We start from the raw sequence: 25,875 nt of genomic DNA on the forward strand, positions 1-25,875 counted from the left end.
CCCAATAAACGTAACCTCTAAAGTGTTTACTTTTTCGGCCGCACATCGTAAGCAAGTTATACCCCTTACTTTTATTTTGTGCGCCTTCCTGCTGCGTTGGCTAAAGGTTAGAAGTATACTTTGCTTTGATGTTAACCTATGCGAATACCTTTACTTCTTTGTTTACTCCTGGTTTGCCGCTTTGGATTTGCCCAACAGCACAATTTCAGAAACTGGACGCTGGAACAGGGCTTGCCCCAGTCACAGGTAAACGACATCATCCAGGATCACAGGGGCCAGCTGTGGCTGGCAACCCGGGGTGGGGTAAGCCGGTTTAACGGAGAAACTTTTCATACTTTCACCAAAGAAGATGGCCTCAGTAGCAATAACACCACTACGCTGTTACAGGACAGCCGTAAGCATATCTGGATTGGCTCCTCAGACCATGGCCTGACCCGCTTTACAGGCACCTCTTTTATAAAATACCCTAACCTGCCTGCCAGAACCATCTCAGACATAGCCGAAGACAGGATGGGAAGGGTTTGGCTAGCAACCGAGAACGGGGTGTTCTATATCTCCGGGAACAAGCTTATAAATTATAAAAAAATACCGAAACAGGCCTATTCCTCCCTATTATTACAGGCTGACGGCACCCTTTGGGCAGGCAGCAAAACCAACGGTTTATACATGGTCGGCAGGGGCCTTGTCTCGCATTTTGACAACGCTAATAGCCACTTGCCTCATAATAGCGTTACCACTCTGGCGGCTGGCAAAGAAAACACTGTGTTGGTCGGAACCGAATCGGGCGCGGCCGTGGTCAAGAGCGATTCTGTGCAGTATTTCAAGCTGCCCCTAAACGGAACCCACCTTGCCATTAGCAGCTTCTCTTACGACACTTACGGCAACCTTTGGATTGCCCTCCGCCAGAACGGCCTTGTAAAGTATGACGGCAATACCTTTACGCACCTTACCCGCCGCAACGGCCTGCGCACGACACGCATAAACACGCTTGCCACCGACGCGGAAGGAAATATCTGGATCGGAACGAACGGCTATGGACTGCAGCAGCATATGTCGCCCTGGTTTGTGCATTACTTTGAGTTCAGTGAAATAAGCGAGCCAAGCGTTACCGCCCTGGCCCAGGACTCACAGGGGAGGCTTTGGCTCGGTACCGACGAAGGATACACCGCCACCATGAACGCCGGGCGCCTAACCTGGAACAGAAACACAGCCTGGCCACCTGGAACATCGGTCAACCACATCCAAATGGTGAACGACAGAGAAGCCTGGGTCTCTACCAGCAATGGCATTTGGCACCTCACCCCCAACAGCACAGCCCACTATACAACCAAGGATGGTTTACCCACTAACGAAACGTTTCAGTGTCTGCCAGATAAGCAGGGCACTGTTTGGGTAGCTACAGCTGCGGGTGTTTCCCGTTTTTTGGGTGGCAAGTTCAACAAGGTTGCTTATACCGATGCGCCGCGCGCTGATAAGGTTTACCACATCCTGCAGGATAGCAGGGGTAAGCTATGGTTTGGTGCGGTAAGCGGAGTGTATCACTTACTGGAAGGTAAATTGGTACCAGTATCAGAACTGGAGCAGTTTCATTTCGAGGATGTCACTTCCATTGCTGAAGATAAAGAAGGCGTGCTTTACTTCGGAGGCTTTAATTTCGGGCTTGCTGTTCTGAACAGGGCCTGGGAAACACCCAAGCTTTTTAGTGCCGCGAACGGGTTGCCCAACGAAGGAATTAAAGGCCTTTTTGTTGATGAACGTGACAATTTATGGATTGGCACCAGCCGCGACGTTTTAAAAGTGCGGTTACCCGTGCTGCGGCAACATGCGCGCCTGAATTATAGGAGCTACGCCAGCTCAAACGGGTTCAAAGGCATTGAGATCACCTACAACTCCATCACGCAAACCCCTGATGGCTGTGTCTGGTTCGGCACTACGAAAGGCCTAACCCAATACCTGCCAGCACTGGATCGTCGCAACAAGGTTTATTCTGAAATCAGCTTAAACGATATCTTACTTTTCCAGAAGCCCACTAACTGGAAAAAGCTCGGTTACGCTACTGACGCACAAACTGGCCTACCCATCAATCTCAAACTTCAACACACGCAAAACCACCTTACTTTCGACTTTCATGCCATTTGCCTTTCAAGTCCGGACCACGTAAGGTACAGGTACAGACTGAAGGGATACGAAGAGCAGTGGTCGCCGGCTTCTGCACAATCTTTTGCCACGTACGCTAACCTTAACCCCGGCACGTATACTTTTCAGCTCAATGCCCAGAACAACGACGGGTATTGGACACCGAAGCCCCTGCTCTATACTTTTTCCATTATGCCTCCCATCTGGCGCCGCGAGTGGTTCGTAGGTGTGCTTTTGTTGGTATTGGCCGGCTCGGTGTTAAGCATTGTCAAGCTGCGGGAAAGAAGCCTTGTAAAGATGAATTCGCTGTTGGAGATGCGCGTGAACCACCGCACCCGCTTGCTGGAACGCAAGAACCGGGAAAAAGAAATGCTGTTGCAGGAGATACACCACCGCGTTAAAAACAACCTGCAGATCGTGATCAGCATGTTAAACCTGCAGGCCCGGCACGTAGAGGATCCGCAGGCTATTGATGTGATGCGGGCAATCCGGAGCAGAGTGCGCTCCATGGCCATCCTGCACGAACGCCTGTACCGACATGATGACCTGGGACAGATAGATCTGGATGACTACTTCCGGAGCATTTGCGACAGCCTCTACCAAGCCTATGGTGTGACGGAAGAAGAGGTAGCGCTGGAGCTGAAGGTGCCCCCTACAAAAGTGGATATCGATTCAGCTATAACTTTAGGATTAATTGTGAACGAACTTGTCTCCAATTCGTTAAAATATGCATTCCCCGATGATGTGGAAAGAGGGCTTTTACGCATTGTGATGGAGCAGCAGGAAAATAATCGTTATATCTTAACAGTGGGCGATAACGGGAAAGGTCTAACCCCTAATTTCGATCAGAAAAAGAAGCAATCATTTGGTTTACAGCTTGTTTCATCATTAAGCAAAAAGCTGAACGGAACAATTAACTTCATAAATAACAATGGAACAAAATCAATATTGTATTTTGTTTTACCATCATAATTTTAAAATCACCGTAAGAACCTAATGCTATGACAAAACCCAAAATTCTAATATCAGAAGACGAGGTCATCATTGCGGAAGATCTTGCGGCAAGCCTGGAGGAATTAGGCTATGTAACCTGTGCAATAGACTCCGGTGAAGATACCATCAGCAGGATCCGCGAGACCCAGCCGGATCTGGTGCTGCTAGACATTAACCTGGGTGGCAATACCGACGGTGTTGACATTGGGTCGCAGATACGGCAGGAGTTCGACATTCCGTTTATCTACCTGACGGCCTATGCTGATAAAGCTACCATTGACAGGGCGAAGAAAACAGAGCCCGATGGTTTTCTGGTAAAGCCATATGATGAGAAAAGCCTGCGCTCCGCCATAGAGATAGCGCTTTACAAGCACGATAACGGCACCCGGGATGACAAGGAGACAAATGGCGCCGTCGTAAACAAGAAGGAAGCCGATGTGGCCACCGAATATATCTTTGTAAAGGTAAAGCACCGCATAATTAAGGTGCATTACAGCGAGATAATCTGGGTGGAGGCCTATGACAATTATTCCTTTATCGTTACCGCCGATCAGAAATACCTGGTAAGTTCTACTTTAAAAGATATGGAGCAAAAATTGCCTTCCCAAAGTTTTGTGCGGGTGCACCGTTCCTACATCGCTAACCTCGATAAAATTGAAGCGCTGGAGGAGAACTCTGTCGTTTTTGCCAAAGGCGATATTCCTATTGGAAAATCCTATAAGAAAACCCTCATGTCCAGGTTCAATATTATCTAGGCAGCAGAAGCGTTCGTTCTAAACGAAAGAGAGCCGGGGCGTTGCTGCCCCGGCTCTCTTTCGTTTAGAACGGTATTGGATTAGTACCTGTAATACTCTGGTTTGTACGGGCCTTCTACCTCTACGCCAATGTAGCGGGCCTGGTCAGGCGAAAGCTCATCCAGCTCCACCCCGATCTTAGAAAGGTGCAGGCGGGCAACTTTCTCATCCAGGTGCTTCGGTAAAGTATAAACTTTATTTTCGTAAGCCTCCGTGTTAGTCCAAAGCTCCAACTGCGCCAGCGTCTGGTTCGAGAAAGAATTGGACATTACAAAAGAAGGGTGCCCCGTGGCGCAACCCAGGTTTACCAAACGGCCCTCAGCCAATACAATGATGTCTTTGCCTTCAATGTTGTACAGATCCACCTGCGGCTTGATCTCATCTTTGGTGTTGCCGTATGTTTTGTTCAGCCAGGCCATGTCGATCTCATTGTCGAAGTGGCCGATGTTACACACGATCGCTTTATCTTTCAGAGAGCGGAATTCATTCTCACTGATAATGTCTTTGTTGCCGGTAGCTGTAACCACGATATCTGCCTCTTTAATGGCATCCGCCATTCTCTTCACTGCGAAGCCGTCCATAGCAGCCTGAAGCGCACAGATCGGATCGATCTCGGTAACGATCACGCGGGCACCTGCTCCTCTAAGCGAGGCGGCAGAACCCTTGCCTACATCACCGTAACCAGCTACAACAGCCACCTTACCGGCCATCATCACATCAGTAGCACGGCGTATAGCATCCACCAACGATTCTTTACAGCCATACTTGTTATCGAACTTGGATTTAGTAACCGAGTCGTTTACGTTAATGGCGGGCATGGTAAGCGTGCCGTTCTTCATGCGCTCGTACAAGCGGTGAACACCTGTGGTGGTTTCTTCAGACAAGCCTTTGATACCAGCAGACAGTTCCGGGTAATTATCAAACACCATGTTGGTCAGGTCTCCGCCGTCGTCCAGGATCATGTTCAAGGGCTTGCGGTCTTCACCGAAAAACAGCGTTTGTTCGATACACCAGTCAAATTCTTCGGCAGTCATTCCTTTCCAGGCAAAAACCGAAATTCCTGCGGCGGCAATTGCTGCAGCGGCATGGTCCTGGGTAGAGAAGATGTTACACGAAGACCAGGTAACCTCAGCACCCAACGCAACCAGGGTCTCTATAAGCACAGCAGTCTGGATCGTCATGTGCAGGCAGCCTGCAATGCGCGCACCTGCCAAGGGCTGGCTTGGGCCATACTCCTCACGGATAGCCATTAAACCAGGCATCTCTGCCTCTGCCAGTCTGATTTCTTTACGGCCCCACGCTGCCAGCGAGATATCCCGTACTTTGTATTTAAGCTGTGTATCTATCATCATGTATGTATTTTCTGTTGAAAACACAAAATTACGAAAATTGTTGCGCAACATCAACAATTTTAAGGCATTCCGACTGCCTTGCGTTCTCAGCCACTGCACCGGTGTGCATACGTAACCTGTGCTTAATAGCCTGAAGCCTACTTTTACCCACCTTAAAGTATAAATAACTACCTTTGTCCTCACCTGCTACACCTGGCAGCTCAGAAGGCATGCGGAAATTCACAGCCACCGAAAACCAGTTTATTCAGGAGCACCTGCACCACAACCCGGCCGCCCTTATGCTGCAGGCCGCCCGCTACCCCGGCCTGCCCGTGTTGGAACTGGTGCAGCAGATTCAGGCCCGCCAGAAAGCGGCGCTCAAACTGCCCTCCTGGGCACAGCACCCTGAGGTTATTTTTCCGGCCACCCTATCTGTTGAGCAAAGTTCGTCGGAGGCAACCGCAGCCTATAAAGCCTCGCTGGTATCCGGAAACTTACTGATTGACCTGACTGGTGGTTTTGGGGTAGACAGCTTCTATTTCTCCCGCAGCTTTCAGAAGGTTTTACACCTCGAGCAAAATGAGGCGTTGCAGCAAACAGCAGCCTATAACTTCGGGCTTTTGGGGGCTAGCAACATCCAAAGCATCAACTCCACCGCAGAAGCCTTCCTGCAGCAGTTTCAGGGCATGTCGGATGTAATTTACCTGGACCCTGCCAGGCGGGGAGGCCGGAACGAGAAGCTGCACCTGCTCCAGGACTGTGAGCCCGACGTGCTGCACCTGCTCCCCCTTCTTTTTACCAAAGCCAAAGTAGTGTTGTTAAAATCCTCGCCCATGCTGGACATCGACCTGGCCTTGGAGCAACTGGGACTGGTACATGCATTATGGGTGATAGCCGTACAAAATGAGGTAAAGGAAGTGGTGTACTTCTTAAAGCCTGCTGCTATTCAGGTTACAGAGGTGTTGCGCACCGCCATAAACCTGGTGCCGCCCGCCGAGGCACAGCCGTTCACTTTCACGAAACATGACGAGGAACAAAGCAGGCCGGTTTATGCAGACCCGCAGCACTTTGTATATGAGCCGAATGCAGCCATCCTGAAGGCTGGCGCATTCCGGTTCCTGGGGCAAATGTATAGCCTGAGCAAGCTGCACCCCAACAGCCACCTGTATACGTCAGCTACGCTGGTGGCCCCCTTTCCGGGCCGTAGCTTTAGGTGTGTGCAGGTGCTAAGGTTTAATAAAAAAGAGCTGCTGCGCCACCTGCCCGGCAAAAAAGCGAACATTACTGTCCGTAATTTCCCTGATTCTGTGGCCGAGATCCGGAAGAAAACAGGTATCAAAGAAGGCGGTGCCACTTACTTGTTTTTCACCACCGACATGCACCAGAAACCCGTTGTGCTGATCTGTACGAAAGTATAAATTCTCAAATTTCCCGTCAACCAGCCCGAATCAGCCTCGTAAACTAACGTGTAGGCCTGCCTTAGCGCAGGCTTTGTCTTACTTAAGCCCAATCGCTATGAAAACTAACAAACCCACTGGCAGAATGTCCACGGACATCAGTGAATCCTCCCGCACCATGAAGCCTGATAGCGGAATGTCAGGAAACACAGCTTCCCAAACCAACCCTTCTTCGCAGGCAAGCACCAGTACCGGCAGCAAGGGTCGCGGCTGGCACGGCGATGCAAAAGGACATGCCAAAGCGGGTAGCCAAAGTCATAAAAATACAGATAAGAAAAAGTCCTGACCCATGTTTAGGGCCTGGTGGCTGCAGGGGCAGCCTGTATGTTTTAACTTAAACTTTAAGCACATGAAAGGAGAAAAAACGAACTGGGAATTCCATGGCTTTGCCAGTAATCCCCAAAAGTCCTATGAGGCCGGCAAGAAAGGCAGTGTTTTGGCCACCCAGGCATCTATCAAAGATGTGACTAATGCTGCTGCCAAAAGCAGCACCCAACCAAGCAACCAAAACAAACCTGCGAAAGGCCGGGGATGGCAAAACACATCTGCATCCGGCGCGAAGGAAGCAGGCAAGGAGAAAGATTCTTCTGAAGCATAACCCACAGTTAAACTATGAAAACAATGAAAAATCAAAATGAAAACAAGAAAACTGACCTGACGGACAAGAGCAAAAGCAATAAGAAGGATATTTCGAACAGCCTGGAACGCGATGCCACCAGCACGCCGCTGACTGGCAAGCAAACCCCTCAGGGACGCACAGATAATGAGCTGGATAGGGAAAGTAAGAAAGCCAAATCCTGAATTACGCACTAGCTAATAAAAGCCTGCACCGTATTATTTAACGGCGCAGGCTTTTTTAGTTTTTTGTGGCTTGCTGCTGTTAACCGGCTAAAAATTTTTATATTCGGCTATGGCAATTAAAAAGGCGATGATGTTAAAAGTTAAATGGTGTATGCTGATCTTGCTGTCCTGCATGCTTTGCAGCGCAGAAGGCTTCGCTCAACAAGGCAGTCAGGTACAGTTTAAGTTGCACTCCCCGTCTTTACCGGATACCGCATCGGTTTATATTACAGGCAATGTGGCCCAACTGGGCAACTGGGACCCGGGCAAGATAAAGATGGCTAACCGGGGCAACCACACCTGGGTAACCCAATTTGTGCTACAAACTCCCCAGGTTCTGGAGTATAAGTATACGCTAGGCTCTTGGGAGAGAGAAGGCACGGACGCCGAGGCGCAGGCGCTCCCGAACTTTAGCGTACGGGTAACCCGGGACACCCTGCTGGAAGACGAGGTGCTGTATTGGCTGGATAAGAAACCAAATGCTTTTAAGGGAGGTGTTACCGGAACAACCGAGATTCACCCGAACCTGCAGGGCCAGGGGCTTCAGGACCGCAGCCTGATCGTGTGGCTGCCGCCAGGCTATGCCACCAGCACCAAGAAATACCCCGTTTTGTACATGCACGACGGGCAGAATATTTTCGATCCGGCCACCAGTTCTTTCGGCGTAGACTGCCAGCTAGATGAAACAGCGGATAGCCTGATACAGGCTGGAGCCATGAAACCGGCCCTTATCGTGGGCATTTACAATACACCCGACAGAAGCGCGGAGTACACGCCCGGCGAGATGGGCACCGCTTACATGAATTTTGTGGTCAACACCGTAAAGCCCTATATCGACCAGGCTTACCGCACTAAAAAAGGCAGGAAGCACACGTTTACCGGCGGCTCCTCGGCAGGCGGCATCATGGCCTTTATGCTGGCCTGGGAGCATCCGGATGTATTCTCGAAAGCTATCTGCATGTCGCCTGCGTTTAAGATACAGCACATCGATTACGTGCAGCACGTGGCGGATTACCAGGGCAGAAAAAAGAACCTTTTCTTTTACATCGACAACGGGGGCATAGAGCTGGAGGAGCGCCTGCAGCCAGGCATCGACGACATGCTTGCCGCCCTCAGGGAGAAAGGCTACTGTGAAGGAAGGGACTTTATCTGGGTGAAGGCACCTGAAGCAAAGCATTCGGAAGCGGCTTGGGCAAAACGAATGCCCATAGCCCTTAAAGCCATTCTTCCGGCTAAATAAACCTTTTGGTTTACCTTCTCTTGCTGACCCATTTGTTACCCTTCACCCAAAAGCGCCAGGGCAACTGCGCATCTTCTCCGGCATAGTCAACGCCCACCCGTGGCCCACTCGCTATTTTATCTGGCTGAACCACCGTATTTTTATCTTCCAGCCAGATTGTTTCGCCTGTCAGGTCGGCTCCGTATAATTTTTTGTTGATCCCGAGGGCGATGCTCATGACACCGGGTCCGGCAGTCAGGTTTGGTTTTACGGCGGCAAAATTCCTGCGCAGCAGCATTTCCTCTATGCCGATCTCCGGCTCAATGGCCCTGATCAGCACGGCATCTGCCTTATCTTGCCGGTTTGTGATGATGTTGAAAAGGTGGTAGATGCCATACACCAGGTATACATAGGCTACGCCGCCTTCGTGGTACATGACCTCGGTACGCTGGGTGCGCCTTTGCAGGTGCGCATGGCAGGCGCGGTCATCCTCACCGGCATAGGCTTCTGTTTCCACAATCATCCCGCCGGTCAGCATACCATCAATTCGGGTGTACACATACTTGCCCAGCAACTCCTGCGCGATCTGCACCACATCGGGGCGGGTATAAAATGAATTCGGTAGTTTCAAGTTATTCGGTTTTGTTGTGCTTGGAGGTACGTTGACACCGGCAGCAGGTTAAGCCAGGCCCTGGTACGCATCGCTCATGTTAATAAATAATGCATCATTCATATTTCTTACCTACCTTTGCCATCAGATTGGTGGCTGTAAAACTACCGTTTTATTGCCTTAAAAGGGAAGCAGGTGTAAATCCTGCGCTGTTCCCGCAACTGTCATCTTCATTTTAAAGGTTAGCCCAACACCAACGGCCACTGTACTGCCTGCGCAGCATGGGAAGGCGGACTAACCGAAGAGAGCCAGGAGACCTGCCAGTCCGACACTGATTTGTCGTATGCTTTCGGGTAAAAAGCTGCGCGGCCACCGCTCAAACGCGTGTGCTGTTCCCTCTTTTTATACCTGCCGGCATGCTTCGGGATTTAAGCAAACGGACCATTGGCAACATTACCATTCTTAAAAACAGCGTTAGTAGCGTGCCTGCTGGCACCGGGCACGGTGCAGGCGCAAGCCACGGACACAGCCCGGCATGCGTTGCATACGGTGGAGGTTTTTGGCAAGCCTGCGGAGGTGTATGCCGCCGGCAGCCGCGTCAGTTCCCTCGACAGCACCTACCTTCGCCATTATGCAGCTGCCTCGCTGGCCGATGTGCTGCAGGCCCGCACCCCCGTTTACTTTAAAAGCTATGGCGCTGGCGGCATCTCCACTGTGGCTTTCCGGGGTACTAACGCCTCCCAGACAGCCGTACTCTGGAACGGACTCGCTATCTCCTCCCCTGCCTTAGGACTGACAGATTTTTCTACCTTGCCAATAAGCAGCTTTGGGAAAGTGGCACTGCAGTACGGATCCGCAGCGGCTACCTACGGAAGCGGTGCCATAGGCGGAGCTGTGTTGCTGAGCTCGCCAGAATACACAGGCAAAGGCCTCCACTCCGATCTGCAGCTAGGTGCAGGGAGCTTTGGAAACAAGTTTGGGCAAGCAAGCATTGGTTATAGCAAGAACAAGCTGCAAGTGGGTGCCAGCGCCTACGGACGCAGTACAGCGAACGATTTTCGGTATAAGGACGTGTCACGCTTTGGTTCGCCGGAGGTGCGGCAGCACAACGCAGCCTTTAAACAGCTTGGCTTTACGCAGGACATGAGCTGGCATTTTACCCCGCGCACCACCATAGCTCTGCACAGCTGGTATACTGCCGCCGACCGCGAAGTGCAACCAGCCATGGGCTCGGCTTATAACCAAGCCAGGCAACAGGACCGTAACTTACGCCTGCTTACCGAGTTTGGCCATGGCAGCCGCTGGGGCCAAACCAGCGTGAAAGCCGCTTACTTTAACGATTACCTGCACTACTCCGACTTGTCAAACGATTCGGAGGTAACGGTTGCTACCCATCAACTGCAGGCCGAGCATACTTACACTCAAGCCGCACGTTGGAGCCTGCGCGGTGGTGTGAACCTACAGCATTTTACTGCCAAAAATGATGGCTACGCAGGCCCGCAGGCAGAAAGCCGTGCCACTGCGTATGCCCTCTTCCGATTCGATCCGGTGCAGGCACTGAAGCTGAGCCTGAACATGCGGCAGGCATTTGCAGGGCATTATAACCCACGCTTTACCCCAGCCTTTGGCCTCGATTGGAAGTTTTACAACAGCAACGCACAACAGCTGTCGCTCAAGGGCAATGTGTCGGGCAGTTACCGGGTGGCTACCCTGAACGATCGGTTTTGGTTGGGTGCCGGCAATCCTAATCTGAAACCGGAACAGGGCTGGAGTTACGAGAGCGGCCTGCGCCATGTGTGGGTGCACAAAAATACCTGGCTACTGGAAACAGAGGCAACCGCATTTTACATGCTGATCGATGATTGGATACAATGGTCCCCTGACCACACGTCCCGGTGGCGGCCTGTCAACCTCCAAAAAGTAGTTTCCAGAGGTATTGAGTTCAGCACCAAAGCCTCCGCGCAGTTGGGGCAGGTAATGCTCAGCAGTGCAGCAGGCTATGATTATACCGCATCTGAGCAGGCACAGGTATACGAAGGCACCGGCGACAAAGGAAAACAGCTGATGTACGTACCCCGGCACAAAGCCATTCTGAGCTTTGATGCCGGGTATAAAGGCTGGTATTTGTTAAATAGCCTCAACTACACCGGCCTGCGCTACACTACTAACTCAGAAACCAGCCACCTGAGTGGTTTCCTGCTCCTGCACTTTGCGCTCAGCAAACAGCTCGCTGTGGGTAAAAATACCTGCGTGCTTAGCCTGCGGGCCGATAATGTAACCAACGCCGATTACCAAACCATGGCTTACCGGGCCATGCCGCCCAGAGGCTATACCCTCAGCTTACGATTCATCATTCCATAATTCAAATTTTACTTTCATGAAAAAAATCAGCTCTTTCCGCAGCCTTTTGATTGGCGCTGCCTTCTTGACCACCTCCCTGGCTTTTACCAGCTGCGACAAAACATCCGACGGGCCAGGTGGAGCCTACGCCGAGGAGGGTGTTTTTGTGGTGAACGAAGGGAATTTCGGGACTCCGAACGGCTCTGTTAGTTTTTATAATACCACCACAAAAGCGGTGCAGCAGGGCATCTTCAGCCAGGCAAATGAGTCACGACCCTTAGGCGATGTCGTTCAGAACCTGGCTATTTTGCAAGATCGCGCCTATATCGTGGCAAACAACAGCAATAAGATAGAGGTGGTGAATGCGTATACTTTCAAGTCGGAGGGTGTGATCGAAGGCCTGAAGCTACCCCGCTACTTTACTGCCCTCAATAATTCAAAAGGGTACGTAACTGAGTGGGTTGACTTTGGCACAGGGCGCGTATCGGTACTAAACCTGACCAGTAACACCGTAACCAAAACCATTGCTGTGGGCATGATGCCGGAGCAGCTCCTGCTGGTAAACGGAAAACTGTACGTGGCCAACAGCAGCGACAATACCGTTACGGTTATCAACACCGCCACCGACGCAGTAGAAAAAACCATTACAGTGCCCGATGGCCCCAACAGCCTAGCCCTTGACAAGAACAACAACATTTGGGTGTTGAGCGGCGGCAAGGTGGCTTACAACCCGGACTATTCAGTTGACTATACCAACACGACACCGGGAGCCCTGAGTGTGATCAACACCGGAACGCAGCTTGTGCAAAGCGCCTTAACGTTTGCCAGTAACCAAAGCCAACCGAGCCACCTTGTTATAAACGGAAGCAAGGACAGGCTATACTTTAATTACAATGGCAAAACGTTTGAGCAAAGTATAAACGCCACCAGCCTGCCGGCCACCCCGCTCATTAACCGCAGCTTTTACGGTTTGGGCATAGACCCGAGGACAGGCTACATTTATGGCGGCGACGCAAACGGCTTCACCGGCGACGGCACGGTGTACGTCTATAAACCAGATGGCACCCAGGCCTATACTTTCAAGGCCGGCATAGCACCCAATGGTTTTGTGTTTAACTAAGCTTTAAACTTTCTTGAAAAAAGCGAGGGCCTGCGGTACATACCACAGGCCCTCGCTTTTTATTCATTTCTATTGTACCTCGTCCCGCTGCACTCCGTTTCCTTTCCCATCATAAGCCCCACCGCCTATCGCCTTTCTATTGTTATCATCATGGTTCTCATGGTCGGCATGGTCGTAGTATTTCTCCAGGTTGGCGGTATCGTTGTAGCGGTTCATGGTGTCGTTGTCGTCTCCTACCAATTCCCCCTCATCTATAATCTCGCTACGCTCTACGTTGGTTTCGCCAGGCTCGGTGCCTTTGTTACAGGCTGACAGGCCAAAGGTGCCAAGGGCCGTGCAGGTTATAATTGCTAAAGCTGATTTTAATCTATGCATATATATCGTGTTTGCTGATTCCGGTTTAACATACAGCCCTATGCCCTATAAGGATAGAAGCCATCTAAATATACGTCTGTAGTTTGTTCAGAGTTAAATTCTGCCCGAGCCGGTCTCGCTAGCTCATCTTAAAACCAAGAGGAAAGCGAACGCAGAGCAAGCACAAAAACGCATGCAGGAGTAGGAGCCTGGGTAAAAACGCTAACTTTGCACCCTAAGCACTCGATTTTAGATGAGAAATTACTTGAACCCGCGCCTGAAACGCAAGCTGGTTTTGCTTGCTGTCATCAGTCTTTTGTTAGCCTCCGCGTTAGAAATTTATACTTTTGGTATAAAGGCTGATTTCTTTTTGCGCTGGATGCGCTCCTGCCTGGTGATCTTTACGCTACTGGCACTTACGGTACTGGTCATCGTGCCGGGAGTGGGTTATTTAGTTAACCGTATTTCCCGCATGAAGCTCTAAATACAGCTGATGGTCACGAAACAGGCTATATCTTTATAGTTATTTTTGACTTTAACCGGATAGAGACCAGGGCGTCCAACTCCCCTTGGTTTGCTTTCCCCCTCAGCACGAAGGTGATCTTGCTTCCCTTGCGAAGCAGGGTGCTTAATTTTTGAACAGCGCCGCTGTCTGGTGCCATAACGATGTTTATCCGCTTTTCGGCTAAAGTCAGGGTATTACAAAACTCGCTCAGGCATCCTAAAGCCGTAAAGTCTGTGCTCCCGGCTGGGGCAAACCCAACGACCCCATTCAGTTCAACGCCCCGCCGTTCCGACAGGTTTTCAACTGTCACGCCAACGTCCGTCAGTTCAAAACGCTGTATATCATTCTGGTACAGCAGCAGCATTTCATTTTGCGTCTCCACATCCTTCTGCACGCTAAAAGGTACCTGTGCGCCCGTTGAAAGGTTGACGTGTAACGATACGGCGTGCGTTTGGGAAACCTCTTTTTGCCAGACAGAGCCAAAGGCAGCCAGCGCCAGTAGTGTTACCGTGATCATCATCTGGAGGTTACGCCTGGTTTGCATGGTCGAAAGGGGTTAGTTTATGGGATGTTCTCATGTAAGAGGTGTTTTTAGGTTGATTTTAGTTACGGCGTAAAGGTTATAATATTATCATATTAAATATAACATGACAAATCTATACACAATCTACTTATATATTAAATATCTATTAAAAAATATTTATTAACCAATAAATTAACATTTACATATATAGTATCCATACAATTATTAACATTGAACCTCCCCCGTTGCCCGGCTGTTAGTAAAGCACAGAAAGAGATAGGCGGGGCAGTGAAGCTATTTTTTTTGCAAATTGCACCGTTAACCAGTTCATTTCATTAAACAGAATACCTTGTCGAAGCCGAAGATATTGTTGATAACCCCGCCGCTCACGCAGCTAAATACACCTTACCCTGCCACTGCCTACCTAAAGGGGTTCCTGACCGGGCAGGGGTATGCGGTTACGCAAGCCGACCTGGGCATTGAGCTGGTACTGAAGATGTTTTCGCGAAAAGGGCTGGCCAGTATTTTCAGCGCGATAGAAAGCGGCGGGTTTGAGCTCTCGGATAATAGCCTGCGCATGCTACGCCTGAAAAAAGAGTACCTGCATACCATTGAGCCTGTAATCCGCTTCCTGCAGAACAAAGACACGACCCTGGCACAACAGATCAGCTACAGCCGGTTTCTGCCGGAAGCGAGTCGGTTTGACCAGGTAGAGGATATTGACTGGGCGTTTGGCAGCATGGGCATCAGCGACAGGGCGCGTTACCTGGCCACTTTATACCTGGAAGACCTAGGCGACCTGATCAAGGAAACGATTAGCCCCTACTTTGCCTTCAGCCGCTACGCAGAGAGCCTGGCCATGTCTGCCACCACCTTCGATCCGCTGGAAGAAGCCCTGCAACAGGAGCCTTCGCTGATTGACACCCTGCTGCTGGAATTACTGGACCAGCACCTGCAAAAAGAGAACCCAGCGGTGGCAGGTTTTTCCATCCCTTTTCCTGGCAACCTGTTCGCGGGCCTGCGCATGGCCCAGTATATTAAAAGCAAGTACCCGCACATTAAAACAGCCATGGGAGGCGGCTACCCAAACACGGAGTTGCGCAGCCTCAACGAGCCGAAGCTGTTTAAATACATAGATTTCGTAACCCTGGATGATGGCGAAGGCCCGTGGCTGAAACTGCTGGAGCACCTGCAGGGAGACCGGAGCGAGGATCTGTTGCAGCGCACCTTCCTGTTAACGGACGGGAAAGTGAAGTATAGCAACGGCTGCACCGACCCGGATATTCCGCATAACCAGGTAGGCACCCCAGACTACAGCGACCTGCACCTGCAGGATTATCTCTCCGTGATTGATGTGATTAACCCCATGCACCGCTTATGGAGCGACGGCCGCTGGAACAAACTGACCATTGCGCACGGCTGTTACTGGAAGCGCTGCTCCTTCTGCGACATCACCCTCGATTACATTAACCGCTACGAGGTAGCACCCGCCACCCTGCTGGTAGACCGCATTGAGCAGATCATTGCCCAGACCGGGCAAACGGGTTTCCATTTTGTGGATGAGGCCGCCCCGCCCGCTCCCCTCCGCGACATGGCCATTGAGCTTATCCGCAGAGGGGTGAAGATCAGTTGGTGGGGCAATATCCGGTTCGAGAAGACCTTTTCGCCGGACCTGTGCCAGTTACTGGCCGCCTCTGGCTGTATCGCTGTGTCGGGTGGGCTGGAGGTTGCTTCTGACAGGTTGCTTGAGCTGATGGAAAAGGGCGTGAGCATTGCCCAGGTAGCGCGCGTAACCGATGCTTTTACCCAGGCGGGCATTATGGTGCATGCGTACCTGATGTATGGTTTCCCGACCCAAACCACCCAGGAAACCATAGACTCATTGGAGGTAGTGCGCCAGTTGTTTGTAAACAATGTGATACAGTCAGGGTACTGGCACCGCTTTAGCATGACGGCCCATAGCCCGGTAGGCAAGAACCCGGCAAAGTATGGCGTGGCAAAAGTTGGGCCCGAGGCAGGGCCGTTCGCTAACAACGACCTCTGGCACGACGACCCGAAGGGCACAGACCATGGCTTGTTTGGAGCAGGACTGGCCAAGGCGATTTACAACTACATGCACGGCGTGGCCCTGGAGCAGCCCCTGTCTTTCTGGTTCGACTTTAAAACACCGCGCCCCAAGATCTCCCCAGACCTGATCTACCAGGCTATACAGGAACCTGCCAAACCAGACGCGGCACGCAGGAATGCCCGGGTGCTATGGCTGGGCAACATTCCGGAAATCGATTTTACCATATTTGCCAAAAAAGGGGAAACCATAGAGCGCTGCGTGCTCACATTTTACGAGAAAGGGGAAGACTTTCAGGTAAAGACGACCGCTACCATCGGGCAGTGGCTTTTTGACACGCTACAGCAGCTCACAGCTGACAGTGCCTCTGCGTATACTTTGAAAGAACTGGAGACGGGTTACCCACAGGAGGCCCATCTTAGTTTTATCGAATTCCTGAGCTCGCCCACCTGGTTTGAGCTAAGGGAAAAAGGACTCTTACTGTTGTAAACGCAGATGTGGCCGGAACTGTAGTAGTAGTTCCGGCCACATCTGTTTTTATACTCCCGCATTATATTTTGCACTCCGTGCAACCATTCACACCTTTTTAGAATCTTACCCAAAGAAAGCAGGAAAGGCTTAGCAGCTTCTCTTCGCTACGTTTTCGCACAATTTAAAACTATGAAAATTAACTGGCCCTGCTCTTGCCTGTTTTAGGGGCGAGAGCAGGTAAACCAGCCGGTTAATTAGTTTGCCATGTATGCCTCCCGGGCTGCCTTAAACTCGGAACCTGTTTTCCATTTGGGCCATTCCCCTGAAAAAGCCAGGCGTTTGCCCACCTTAAACAGTAGCTCCAGGTCGGCAACGGCCCCATCCAGCATGAGCCCCGGGTGCATTTGGTCTGATGGCTTATGGTAGTAAGAGGCGTAGAACTCGTCCAGTTTCTGCTTCCCGTAGGCTTTCCCTTTCTCCGCGTGGTCTATGCCGGGGCCAATAAACAGGGCCGGGATACCGATCTTTGCAAAGTTAAAATGATCTGACCTGTAGTACAGTCCTGCCTCCGGGTTTGGCTCAGGCGCGATGTAGCGTCCTGCCGCTTTGGCTTCCTGGGCCAGGTAATCCTCTAAATCAGACTGCCCCGAACCAAACAGCACCACATCATTGGTTTTGCCATAGGAGTTTAACATATCCATGTTGATATCGGCCACTGTTTTTTCTTTTGCGATAATCGGGTTGGCTGCATAGTAAGCGGAGCCCCACAGGCCCTGCTCCTCTGCAGTAACTGCCATAAACACCACGCTCCTGTCTGGCGGTGAGGGCAGGCTCTTAAAGGCTCTTGCCAACTCCAGCAGCCCGGCCACGCCTGTCGCATCGTCTATGGCGCCGTTGTAAATGCTGTCTCCGGTGGCATCTGCTTTGCCATAGCCCAGGTGGTCCCAATGGGCTGTGTACAGCACCGCTTCCTCGGGGTGGGTACTACCGGGTATTTTAGCTACAAAGTTATAGCTCTTATCATAGGTTACGTCCGTTTTAAGCGTTGTGCTTACCTGCAGGCCCATGGGCAACGGTGCGTTACCGGGTTTGGAGGCCTTGGCAGTAACGGCAGCGTAATCCAGGCCGGCGGCTTCAAACAGCTTTTTAGCGGCAGGCTCTGTTACCCACCCCTCAAAAGCGCATTTATAAGACTCCTTCCCCCGTTCGTCCAGGTACAGTTTGGAGGTGTTCCAGTTGTTCTGCACCACTTCAAAGCCATAGCCGGCCGGGGCCGTCCGGTGAATGATCAGGCAACCTTTAGCGCCCTGCCGCGCGGCTTCCTCAAACTTGTAGGTCCAGCGGCCATAATAGGTCATTGCATTCCCCTTAAAAACAGCGGGCGCCTCTTCATAAAAGCCAGGGTCGTTTACCATGATCAGCACCACTTTATCTTTTACATCCAGTCCGGCATAATCATTCCAGTTATACTCCGGGGCCACTATGCCGAACCCTGCGAAAACCATTTCCTCTTTATTGATATCCAGCGCGGGCACTGTTCGGCGGGTCCAGAGCACATAGTCCTCACGGCCTTCTAATACTATCTGCTTTTTACCGCCTGTTACAGTCATGCGTGGACTGGGGGCAGTCCGGATGTCTACCATGGGCACTTCCTGCAAATAGCTGTTGCCATTGCCGGGCTCCAGGCCAAGTGCCTTAAACTCCTGCTCCAGGTACTGCAGTGTTTTCTGTTCGCCGCTGGTAAAGGGCTTGCGTCCTTCCAGCTCATCGGCGGCTAGGGCTGTCAGGTACTTGCCATAACTTTCCGTAGAAAGTGTGGCAACACCACTGGCCTCCTGCGCTGTGTCATCTGTTTTAGAGGAGCTACAGGCGGCAAAAAGCCCCACAAGGGCCGGGAAGAAAAAGGGGATTACTTTCTTTAACATACTATTTTGGTTAAGAAATAAGCGGATACAAACAGTTATACTTAGAATGAGAACCCGGCAGAAAACAAAAGATAGCCAGGGTCATCCATTCACAATGCACTTTAAAGTAAGGATCTAAACTCATTTAGACCAGGGCGAACACGTTTGGTTTAGAATGAACGTATCCAGTAAATTGAAAGAACAGCTCACTCAAAGCGGCTATTCTGTTAAGTTGTTTCAGTCGCGCTTGGTTTTCAGTAATTTCCGAAGCTCCGCCAGTTCATCGCGGTATTTAGCGGCCTGCAGAAAGTCCAGGTCTTTGGCAGCGCCTTCCATTGCTTTCTCCGTCTTTTTGATGAGCTTCTCCAGCTCGTCGCGCTTCATTGTCTGGATAATAGGCTCTGCTGCCAGCGAAACTTCCTCCGGACCCGCGTACATCTTCACTTCTTTCTTGCGGGCATCGGCCACGGAGGTTTGCTCGTAAATCTCTTCCTGCGACTTGAACACGGTGCGTGGCGTAATGCCGTGCTCTTCGTTGTAGGCCATTTGAGTGGCACGGCGGCGGTTGGTTTCGTCAATGGCGCGCTCCATAGAGCCTGTCATCCGGTCGGCATACATGATCACCTTGCCTTTTTCGTTACGGGCAGCCCGCCCCATGGTCTGTATCAACGAACGCTGGTCGCGCAGGAAGCCCTCCTTATCTGCATCCAAAATGGCCACTAAGCTCACCTCTGGCAAATCCAGTCCCTCGCGCAGCAGGTTAACGCCTATCAGCACATCTATCACCCCCAGGCGCAGTTCGCGCAGGATCTCCACCCGGTCCAGGGTCTTTACCTCGGAGTGCAGGTACTTAACTTTGATGTTGAGGCGCTCCAGGTATTTTGCCAGCTCTTCGGACATGCGTTTTGTAAGCGTGGTTACCAGCACACGGGCACCCTCCTTTACCCGCTCGTCAATTTCATCCAGCAGGTCATCTACCTGGTTTGTGCTTGGGCGCACTTCTATCACGGGGTCCAGCAGGCCGGTCGGGCGTATGATCTGCTCGATAATAACGCCTTCTGCTTTCTGCTTCTCATAGTCGCCGGGCGTGGCGCTCACGAAAACCACCTGGTGCATCATGCTCTCAAACTCATTGAAGGTAAGCGGACGGTTGTCCATGGCCGCCGGCAAACGGAAGCCATACTCTACCAGCGCCACTTTACGGGAGCGGTCACCGCCCCACATGGCCCTTACCTGTGGAACCGTTACGTGGCTCTCATCTATCACCATCAGAAAATCGTCCGGAAAGTAATCGAGCAGGCAGAACGGGCGGGCACCCGGAGCACGCCTGTCGAAGTAGCGGGAGTAGTTCTCGATGCCTGAGCAGTAGCCCAGCTCACGGATCATCTCCAGGTCAAACTCCGTGCGTTCCTTTATGCGCTTGGCCTCTGCCGGCCTGTCCTCTTTCAGGAAATAATCGTGCTGCGCCACCATGTCGAACTGTATCTCGTTGATGGCCTGGTGCAGGGTGTCTTTTCCGGTTACAAACAAGTTGGCCGGGTACAGGGTAATGGCCTGCTCATCCGACAGCTTTTTACCGGACGGCGGATCTATGCGGTGAATCTGCTCCAGCTCGTCGCCGAAGAAGTATAAACGGTACGCGAAGTCGGCATAGGCCGGGTATATATCCACCGTGTCGCCCTTCACCCGGAATGTTCCACGTGTGAACTCGGCCTCGGTGCGGCTGTACAGGATCTGCACAAACATATAGAGCAGGTTATTGCGACTGTAGCGCTGGCCCGGTGCCAGGTGCAATACGTTCTTGCCAAACTCCTCCGGGTTACCGATACCGTAGATGCAGGAAACCGATGCGATCACCACAATATCGCGCCTGCCGGAAAGCAGCGCCGAGGTGGTATGCAACCGGAGCTTCTCTATCTCCTCGTTTATGGCCAGGTCTTTCTCTATGAAAACATCCGAGGAGGCAATGTAGGCCTCCGGTTGGTAATAGTCGTAGTAAGAGATGAAATACTCCACAGCATTCTCCGGAAAGAACTGCTTAAACTCTCCGTAGAGCTGGGCGGCCAGGGTTTTGTTGTGGCACAGTACCAGGGTAGGCTTGCCCGTGTTCCTGATTACGTTGGCCATGGTAAAGGTTTTGCCCGTGCCTGTGGCGCCGAGCAGCACCTGCACGGGCTCTCCATTGTTTATTCCCTGCGTAAGTTGGGCGATGGCTTTCGGCTGGTCGCCGGTTGGCTGAAACTCTGAGGTTAACTTAAAATCCATGCTTGTTTTTAACGGATCGGTAAAGATAAACGATAACATTGAAAACGGGCAGTTAGTTTGCCTTTTGCTCGTTTATTGCTGATACGAGATTGTACCAAAGCAAGGCTGGAAACAAAAGAAGCCTGCTGTATGGGCAGCAGGCTTCGGGGCAGTGTTGGTACAGGAAGAATGTCTAACTTAATTCCTGGCTGCAACTACCGGTGCAGGTTCTGGTTGGCTACACACCTTCGTGACAGTGGCAGCCTTATAATATATGTAAATTGCGAGGCAAGGCATTTCAGCCTCCCTTTCTTCTAACTGGCAGGTAAATTCAGTACCCTCCTTTTTAAGCTTGTCCGGCAGGTTATCCACCGTTACGTAGTCATAAAAATTGCCGTTGCCGCACCTGGGTATATTCGCAGCGGCATCCGCATCTGTTGTAACTGCCAACACCACACCGTCGCCGCAGGGGTCAACATCCACCACGCGGGCAAACACGCAAGGACTTGCCTCATCCTGCTCATGGCAACCAGCCAGCCACACTACTGCAACGAAACAGGCAATAACTAAAATTGTTTGACGCATGGCTTTTGGGTTTGGCGGTGATTTTACCAGAAATGACCGGTATTCTGATAAAACGACCCTAAAAGGGGTGGAAGGGTTGCAAGGACTTGTGCTATTAAGTGGAAATATTTCAGCGCATAATTTTTCACTCTATTCCAATGGTTCAGGGTTGTGCCTTTGCTTTACCAAAGCACACATGCCTTACTTTTACGGCAGGATATACTACGGCTTCGGAGCTACACTTCGGGCCATACTTTCCGTTTATTTCCAAGGCTACTTCTATCAGGGTGCCGGGCTGGCAGAAATCTTCCGGCAGATTATCCGTCGTAACGTATCCTCCCTGCAGTTGGCCCGCATAGCCGTTTGGCAAGCGCCCCGGCTTATTTTCCTGGTCCGCCAATTTTAGCACATGCCAGCCTGTGGCACAGTCGGGGCCCACCACTTCTGCCTGAAGGCACTCCGGTACCGGCGCGTTTTCAGCACAGCTAACTAAATGTACAGCGAGCGGCAGGTATAGCATGGCGATACATTTAAAGCTGGATAAAAGGGTTTGTAGCAGGCGCGGCGCTTTGTTTGGTACTGATGCGCTCATGTTACCTCCGACCAAGGTCATAGTTCACAGACATGTTCATGCCTAGCGTATACGGCCTGCCCTGTGGCGCCAGCGCTTTGTCGGGCTCTGCCAGTAAAGAGTTCAGATAGCCCCGGAACTCCGGCCCGGCTGTAACCGATACCGCTCGTGCCACCCGCTTCCCCACCCCCAACGAAACGTTGCCTGAAAACTGCACTTTACGGAACGGTGAGGCATCGTTGTAGTCATAGTACACAGCCTTTACCTCGTTATCTGACGCCATCACGGTTGTTTCGACCAGTATATTCGCTGCTATGCCGCCAGCAGTATACCAAAACCAGTTGTTGTTTATCGCACGCTCGAATTGCAAGCCCACCGGAAGCGTTACATGCCGATACCGGTAGTTCACATAAAAATCATCTCCCTTTTCTACGCTCAGGGAATCGGAGGAGAAGCTGTTGCTGAGCGAGGGCAGGAACACCGTGGAGGGAGGCAAAGCCACGCGCTCGCTGGAATTCGGCTTAAACGAGAACTGCTTTAAGATATAGCTTGATTTTGTGCGGGCGGCGTTTTGGGTGAAGCCCAGGCCAGTGAGTAACTTTAGCTTTTTACCCAGTTTAAAACCCGCTTTGGCCTCCACGGCATACGAGAAGGCCGGATCGGTGTTTTGTTCAAATTCCTGGCTTGCCGCCGCTATGTTACTGGCAGCCTGGCTTGCTTTATCATTCCCGCCAGACGTAAAGCTAGTCCTGGACACGGGGTTGCTCATCTGGTTTGGCATGTCGATGTTCTGGTTAAAGTAAGATGGCGCGTATCCGATACCCAAGGTCCAGCGACTGTCGTGACTGCTGTTATTTTCCGCTTTTTCGTCCGTCCTGTTCAAGGCCAGCGCCAGCGCCATACTTCGCTGCTGCATGTCGGCTTCCTGCTGCGTGGCACGGCTCAGGGCAACCAACGAGCGGCCCCTTCCCGGGCTGTGCAATACCTCAGAAGCCATGCCCGGCCCGGTATTAAAAGAGGGTGGCAGGGCTGTAATGGCCTGCCGTGCCGTCTGGTAAAAGGGCTTTAGCGAATCAAACGCTGAATTTTTGTGCGAGCCCTCCCCGATCATGTCCGCTGGGTTGGTGATGCTATAACTGGTTTTAAAAGCGCCCTGCTCCTCAACTGAAGCAAGTGCAAGGGTAGCCCGCTGTGCTGCTCCAGGACTGGTTTCTTGTTGCATCATCGTTCCCGTCGCTTTCGTACCTGCTGGCTGCTCAACGGCCTTTCGCCTTGGGGTAGCGGCAGCCAGGGAGTTTTTGTTGATGCCTGGTGCCGCTGGTGGTGCAGGGGTGCTTGCTACTTCCGGCGCTGGGGCCTTTGTTATTTCTTGCTCAGGATCAACCGGCACGGGTGCAGGGTTTACCTGCAGCGAGGCAATGGCTGCCGAGGCGGCCTCATCCTTTTTAAAGTGGTAGGTTAACAAAGCGCCAGCCAGCACAAACAGCACGAAGCAGGCCGCCGCCAACTGGCGAAACAACACCATCCTGCCTTTGTAGTGTTTACTTTCCTGTAGCGTGAGGTCATGGTCTATGCGGGCCCACAGGTCAGCGGACGGGGTGGCCTCCGCGTCGTTCATGCGGCGCTGGAACTCATTCTCCAGTAAATCGCGCTTAGAATTAGCTGCTGATGACATGCTCATGATATATTTTTTCCTGGCGCGTAAGCATACCCTGAAGTATAACTCTTGCGCGTGAATACTGTGACTTTGATGTTCCCTCCGAAATGCCCAGCATCTCGCCTATCTCTTTGTGGTTGTATCCCTCTATCGCGTAAAGGTTAAAAACCATCCTGTAACGTGGAGCCAGCCCCTGGATCATGTGCAACAACTCATCCATGCTATAGTCCTGCAACCCATAGGAATCGGAAGAAATGCTGGCGACTTCCTCGGCCTCATGCGAAACTGTCAGGAGCTGCTTGCTTCGTAAATGTTTCAAGGCTGTGTTCACCATGATCTTGCGAATCCAAAATTCAAGGGGACAGTCTCTTTTAAAGCGCTCCAGATTTGAGAACACCTTTACAAAAGCCTCCTGCATGATGTCCTCTGCCTCGAAAGTGGTGGGCGCGTACCGCAGGCAAACGGCCATCATCTTTTTGGCATACAGGTCATAAAGGAGCCGCTGCATTTCCCGTTTACCGGCAATGCACCCCTCCAGGAGCTTTTCCTCTTCAGATTTAGGTGTTGTAAAAAACTTCAAACGCTACCAGCTTATGCCTTTCTCTCCCTTATGATTCCATCATGGCTAAAAGGGTTGCAAGGCATTAAAAATAATTCAGTTAGATGGGGGCAATCCTGCATAAAACCCCAAAAGGGGCTAAATCGAACTAAATATATGAAAATATCGGGGTTAAGTACACTTGCATGCCGCTTGCATTAAAAATTGAGACCGTGTGTAACTGAAGAGGGTAGTATGGCTCATAAATATTTTGAAGGAGGCGGGCCTGGCTAACTGCTGCCCTACAACAGAAAAGCCTCCGCTAATGGAGGCTTTTCTGTTGTAGGGCAAAGTATAATTTAGCTATTGGTACTCTTTGTCAGGTTGCTTTGTGCCTTATGCTGCTATGCTCAACAGTTTATAGCTCATCAGCGCAACCAGCGTAAAAGCCAGTAGCCAGGCATAATTCACTATTCTGTGGGCATTTGTTGCGCTTTCAGATGTGCTGTTCAACTCTTCAAATGCCTGGAGCTTTGCCTGCCCGATCACCTGCTTACCTGTCAGCTGGTAAGCAAAATGGAAACCAAGGGCCAACACCATCACATCGTCCAGGTACCCGAACACCGGCATCAGATCTGGCACCAGGTCAATCGGGCTTAAAGCATAGCCGATAGATAGCGCCACGAGCACACGTACATACCATTGCACGCGCGCATCGCGGTAGGCCAGGTAAAGGGCATAGATCTCGGTGTTAATCGTGTGTGTTTTCTGCTTTAAGGCGTGGAGCTGGGTCATGGCATTAGGGTGTCAGGCTTTGTCCCTTCTACGTGAACGCACAGCATAAATGTTGCAGCTATTGCCTTCTTTTATATTAAAATATCTAAATGTATATCCAATGTTAGGGATTCCATATCCGCCAGGATGCCTCGGCTTGTGCATGCAGCATTTTGATGCCGTTCAGGATGTGGGCTCCCGCCACCGCGCTTTTCTGTAGCAGCAGGGTTTGTTCGGGGTTATAAACCAGGTCATACACATAATACCTGCTTGATAATGCCTGGTAAGGTAATGCCGGCAAAGTATGCACATGGGGCGCCATGCCCAACGGCGTGGTGTTTATGATCAGGTTGTATTCCTGCAATAGTTGCGGCGTAATGGCCTCATAGGGCAGTTCGTCAGGGTTCGGTTTTCTGGAAACAAGCGCATAAGGAATGTGTAGGTCCGATAAGGCAGTGCACACGGCTTTTGCCGCGCCACCAGTGCCCAGTACCAGTGCTTTCTGACGTTCCGGCTCCGGGTAAAAGGCTGCGAGGGTTGATTTAAACCCGAGGTAATCGGTGTTATAGCCTTTTGCATGGCCCTTGGTAACCCTGATCGTGTTCACGGCCCCTATCCGGGCGGCGGCCTCGTCAAGCTCATCCAGCAACGGGATCACCTGCTCTTTGTAGGGGATGGTTACGTTCAGCCCCTCCAGGTCAGGCGCCCTTTCCAGCAGGGGCCGCAGGTCTGCCATGTTCTCTAATTCGTAGAGGTCGTACTGAGCACCGGCAATCCCTTCCCGCTCAAACTTTTCCGTAAAATATTTTTTAGAGAACGAGTGCCCCAGTTTTTCTCCGATCAAGCCGAATTTACGCATACCAGT

At 51.4% G+C, this 25,875-nt stretch carries 23 protein-coding genes and 1 riboswitch; of the genes, 11 read left to right on the forward strand and 12 right to left on the reverse strand.

Annotated elements, in window-relative coordinates:
- The first annotated feature begins 138 nt into the window (after positions 1–138).
- Both AC4BAN_RS12460 and AC4BAN_RS12465 read left to right on the forward strand, forming a co-directional pair.
- The gene (locus AC4BAN_RS12460) at positions 139–3,108 is read left to right on the forward strand and encodes a two-component regulator propeller domain-containing protein (RefSeq protein ID WP_490564733.1); all 2,970 of its coding nucleotides are present in this window, start codon (positions 139–141) and stop codon (positions 3,106–3,108) included.
- Positions 3,109–3,137: 29 nt separating this feature from the next.
- A complete protein-coding gene (locus tag AC4BAN_RS12465) occupies positions 3,138–3,884 on the forward strand; it encodes a LytR/AlgR family response regulator transcription factor (RefSeq protein ID WP_490564734.1) in 747 nt (248 codons plus the stop codon).
- An 80-nt stretch (positions 3,885–3,964) separates the two neighbouring features.
- Here the strand turns inward: AC4BAN_RS12465 and ahcY are convergent, their stop codons facing one another.
- On the reverse strand, positions 3,965–5,272 hold the full coding sequence (ahcY, locus tag AC4BAN_RS12470; RefSeq protein WP_490564785.1) for an adenosylhomocysteinase: 1,308 nt from the start codon (positions 5,270–5,272) through the stop codon (positions 3,965–3,967).
- A gap of 212 nt (positions 5,273–5,484) precedes the next feature.
- Here ahcY and AC4BAN_RS12475 point away from each other — a divergent pair, with 212 nt between their 5' ends.
- The 5 genes from AC4BAN_RS12475 (at position 5,485) to AC4BAN_RS12495 (ending at position 8,791) form a co-directional block, all read left to right on the forward strand.
- Positions 5,485–6,672, forward strand: coding sequence for a THUMP-like domain-containing protein (locus AC4BAN_RS12475; RefSeq protein WP_490564735.1), 1,188 nt, complete (start codon positions 5,485–5,487; stop codon positions 6,670–6,672).
- A 97-nt stretch (positions 6,673–6,769) separates the two neighbouring features.
- Complete coding sequence (locus AC4BAN_RS12480) at positions 6,770–6,997, forward strand: hypothetical protein (protein ID WP_490564736.1); 228 nt, start codon at positions 6,770–6,772, stop codon at positions 6,995–6,997.
- A 63-nt stretch (positions 6,998–7,060) separates the two neighbouring features.
- Complete coding sequence (locus AC4BAN_RS12485) at positions 7,061–7,309, forward strand: hypothetical protein (protein ID WP_490564737.1); 249 nt, start codon at positions 7,061–7,063, stop codon at positions 7,307–7,309.
- Positions 7,310–7,323: 14 nt separating this feature from the next.
- Positions 7,324–7,512 (forward strand): hypothetical protein, encoded by a 189-nt coding sequence (locus AC4BAN_RS12490; RefSeq protein ID WP_490564738.1) that lies wholly within the window; start codon positions 7,324–7,326, stop codon positions 7,510–7,512.
- A gap of 151 nt (positions 7,513–7,663) precedes the next feature.
- On the forward strand, positions 7,664–8,791 hold the full coding sequence (locus AC4BAN_RS12495; protein ID WP_490564739.1) for an alpha/beta hydrolase-fold protein: 1,128 nt from the start codon (positions 7,664–7,666) through the stop codon (positions 8,789–8,791).
- A 10-nt stretch (positions 8,792–8,801) separates the two neighbouring features.
- On the opposite strand, the gene AC4BAN_RS12500 is transcribed toward AC4BAN_RS12495, so the two are convergent.
- Complete coding sequence (locus tag AC4BAN_RS12500) at positions 8,802–9,401, reverse strand: DNA-3-methyladenine glycosylase (protein ID WP_490564740.1); 600 nt, start codon at positions 9,399–9,401, stop codon at positions 8,802–8,804.
- Between the two features lie 112 nt (positions 9,402–9,513).
- A riboswitch (cobalamin riboswitch) is annotated at positions 9,514–9,719 on the forward strand.
- 105 nt (positions 9,720–9,824) lie between these two features.
- Between AC4BAN_RS12500 and AC4BAN_RS12505 the strand changes: the two genes are divergently transcribed.
- Both AC4BAN_RS12505 and AC4BAN_RS12510 read left to right on the forward strand, forming a co-directional pair.
- Positions 9,825–11,741, forward strand: coding sequence for a TonB-dependent receptor plug domain-containing protein (locus AC4BAN_RS12505; protein ID WP_490564741.1), 1,917 nt, complete (start codon positions 9,825–9,827; stop codon positions 11,739–11,741).
- A 16-nt stretch (positions 11,742–11,757) separates the two neighbouring features.
- Complete coding sequence (locus AC4BAN_RS12510) at positions 11,758–12,840, forward strand: YncE family protein (RefSeq protein ID WP_490564742.1); 1,083 nt, start codon at positions 11,758–11,760, stop codon at positions 12,838–12,840.
- Between the two features lie 69 nt (positions 12,841–12,909).
- On the opposite strand, the gene AC4BAN_RS12515 is transcribed toward AC4BAN_RS12510, so the two are convergent.
- Entirely contained in the window at positions 12,910–13,215 is a 306-nt protein-coding gene (locus tag AC4BAN_RS12515; protein WP_490564743.1) for a hypothetical protein, read from the reverse strand.
- A 232-nt stretch (positions 13,216–13,447) separates the two neighbouring features.
- On the opposite strand from AC4BAN_RS12515, the gene AC4BAN_RS12520 reads away from it, so the two are divergent.
- Positions 13,448–13,678, forward strand: a complete 231-nt coding sequence (locus AC4BAN_RS12520) for a DUF2798 domain-containing protein (RefSeq protein WP_490564744.1) — start codon at positions 13,448–13,450, stop codon at positions 13,676–13,678.
- A gap of 25 nt (positions 13,679–13,703) precedes the next feature.
- Here the strand turns inward: AC4BAN_RS12520 and AC4BAN_RS12525 are convergent, their stop codons facing one another.
- Positions 13,704–14,243 carry a hypothetical protein gene (locus AC4BAN_RS12525; RefSeq protein ID WP_490564745.1) on the reverse strand — a complete coding sequence of 180 codons (540 nt, stop codon included), beginning with the start codon at positions 14,241–14,243 and terminating at the stop codon, positions 13,704–13,706.
- Between the two features lie 328 nt (positions 14,244–14,571).
- On the opposite strand from AC4BAN_RS12525, the gene AC4BAN_RS12530 reads away from it, so the two are divergent.
- The gene (locus AC4BAN_RS12530; RefSeq protein ID WP_490564746.1) at positions 14,572–16,776 is read left to right on the forward strand and encodes a B12-binding domain-containing radical SAM protein; all 2,205 of its coding nucleotides are present in this window, start codon (positions 14,572–14,574) and stop codon (positions 16,774–16,776) included.
- Between the two features lie 236 nt (positions 16,777–17,012).
- Here AC4BAN_RS12530 and AC4BAN_RS12535 read toward each other — a convergent pair whose 3' ends face one another.
- From AC4BAN_RS12535 to AC4BAN_RS12570, 8 genes are all read right to left on the reverse strand, one after another.
- Positions 17,013–18,683 carry a M28 family metallopeptidase gene (locus AC4BAN_RS12535; RefSeq protein WP_490564747.1) on the reverse strand — a complete coding sequence of 557 codons (1,671 nt, stop codon included), beginning with the start codon at positions 18,681–18,683 and terminating at the stop codon, positions 17,013–17,015.
- Positions 18,684–18,899: 216 nt separating this feature from the next.
- On the reverse strand, positions 18,900–20,927 hold the full coding sequence (uvrB, locus tag AC4BAN_RS12540; protein ID WP_490564748.1) for an excinuclease ABC subunit UvrB: 2,028 nt from the start codon (positions 20,925–20,927) through the stop codon (positions 18,900–18,902).
- Between the two features lie 177 nt (positions 20,928–21,104).
- On the reverse strand, positions 21,105–21,491 hold the full coding sequence (locus AC4BAN_RS12545; protein ID WP_490564749.1) for a hypothetical protein: 387 nt from the start codon (positions 21,489–21,491) through the stop codon (positions 21,105–21,107).
- A 142-nt stretch (positions 21,492–21,633) separates the two neighbouring features.
- Positions 21,634–22,062, reverse strand: coding sequence for a hypothetical protein (locus tag AC4BAN_RS12550; RefSeq protein ID WP_490564750.1), 429 nt, complete (start codon positions 22,060–22,062; stop codon positions 21,634–21,636).
- Position 22,063: 1 nt separating this feature from the next.
- Complete coding sequence (locus tag AC4BAN_RS12555; protein WP_490564751.1) at positions 22,064–23,722, reverse strand: outer membrane beta-barrel protein; 1,659 nt, start codon at positions 23,720–23,722, stop codon at positions 22,064–22,066.
- On the reverse strand, positions 23,700–24,278 hold the full coding sequence (locus AC4BAN_RS12560; protein WP_490564752.1) for an RNA polymerase sigma factor: 579 nt from the start codon (positions 24,276–24,278) through the stop codon (positions 23,700–23,702). The genes AC4BAN_RS12555 and AC4BAN_RS12560 overlap by 23 nt, the downstream gene beginning before the upstream one ends.
- 354 nt (positions 24,279–24,632) lie before the next feature.
- Entirely contained in the window at positions 24,633–25,031 is a 399-nt protein-coding gene (locus tag AC4BAN_RS12565; RefSeq protein ID WP_490564753.1) for a YkvA family protein, read from the reverse strand.
- Between the two features lie 103 nt (positions 25,032–25,134).
- Positions 25,135–25,869 (reverse strand): shikimate dehydrogenase family protein, encoded by a 735-nt coding sequence (locus AC4BAN_RS12570; protein WP_490564754.1) that lies wholly within the window; start codon positions 25,867–25,869, stop codon positions 25,135–25,137.
- Positions 25,870–25,875: the final 6 nt, after the last annotated feature.

Source organism: Pontibacter sp. GD13 (assembly GCF_058216355.1).

Excerpts from the sequence above, each read along its gene's own strand:
- AC4BAN_RS12495 (WP_490564739.1), top strand. The coding sequence starts at position 7,664 with ATGCTGATCTTGCTGTCCTGCATGCTTTGCAGCGCAGAAGGCTTCGCT.
- AC4BAN_RS12535 (WP_490564747.1), bottom strand. The coding sequence starts at position 18,683 with ATGTTAAAGAAAGTAATCCCCTTTTTCTTCCCGGCCCTTGTGGGGCTT.
- AC4BAN_RS12545 (WP_490564749.1), bottom strand. The coding sequence starts at position 21,491 with ATGCGTCAAACAATTTTAGTTATTGCCTGTTTCGTTGCAGTAGTGTGG.
- AC4BAN_RS12475 (WP_490564735.1), top strand. The coding sequence starts at position 5,485 with ATGCGGAAATTCACAGCCACCGAAAACCAGTTTATTCAGGAGCACCTG.
- AC4BAN_RS12465 (WP_490564734.1), top strand. The coding sequence starts at position 3,138 with ATGACAAAACCCAAAATTCTAATATCAGAAGACGAGGTCATCATTGCG.
- AC4BAN_RS12550 (WP_490564750.1), bottom strand. The coding sequence starts at position 22,062 with ATGAGCGCATCAGTACCAAACAAAGCGCCGCGCCTGCTACAAACCCTT.
- AC4BAN_RS12570 (WP_490564754.1), bottom strand. The coding sequence starts at position 25,869 with ATGCGTAAATTCGGCTTGATCGGAGAAAAACTGGGGCACTCGTTCTCT.
- ahcY (WP_490564785.1), bottom strand. The coding sequence starts at position 5,272 with ATGATAGATACACAGCTTAAATACAAAGTACGGGATATCTCGCTGGCA.
- uvrB (WP_490564748.1), bottom strand. The coding sequence starts at position 20,927 with ATGGATTTTAAGTTAACCTCAGAGTTTCAGCCAACCGGCGACCAGCCG.
- AC4BAN_RS12460 (WP_490564733.1), top strand. The coding sequence starts at position 139 with ATGCGAATACCTTTACTTCTTTGTTTACTCCTGGTTTGCCGCTTTGGA.
- AC4BAN_RS12480 (WP_490564736.1), top strand. The coding sequence starts at position 6,770 with ATGAAAACTAACAAACCCACTGGCAGAATGTCCACGGACATCAGTGAA.
- AC4BAN_RS12565 (WP_490564753.1), bottom strand. The coding sequence starts at position 25,031 with ATGACCCAGCTCCACGCCTTAAAGCAGAAAACACACACGATTAACACC.
- AC4BAN_RS12510 (WP_490564742.1), top strand. The coding sequence starts at position 11,758 with ATGAAAAAAATCAGCTCTTTCCGCAGCCTTTTGATTGGCGCTGCCTTC.
- AC4BAN_RS12520 (WP_490564744.1), top strand. The coding sequence starts at position 13,448 with ATGAGAAATTACTTGAACCCGCGCCTGAAACGCAAGCTGGTTTTGCTT.
- AC4BAN_RS12515 (WP_490564743.1), bottom strand. The coding sequence starts at position 13,215 with ATGCATAGATTAAAATCAGCTTTAGCAATTATAACCTGCACGGCCCTT.
- AC4BAN_RS12490 (WP_490564738.1), top strand. The coding sequence starts at position 7,324 with ATGAAAACAATGAAAAATCAAAATGAAAACAAGAAAACTGACCTGACG.
- AC4BAN_RS12525 (WP_490564745.1), bottom strand. The coding sequence starts at position 14,243 with ATGCAAACCAGGCGTAACCTCCAGATGATGATCACGGTAACACTACTG.
- AC4BAN_RS12555 (WP_490564751.1), bottom strand. The coding sequence starts at position 23,722 with ATGAGCATGTCATCAGCAGCTAATTCTAAGCGCGATTTACTGGAGAAT.
- AC4BAN_RS12485 (WP_490564737.1), top strand. The coding sequence starts at position 7,061 with ATGAAAGGAGAAAAAACGAACTGGGAATTCCATGGCTTTGCCAGTAAT.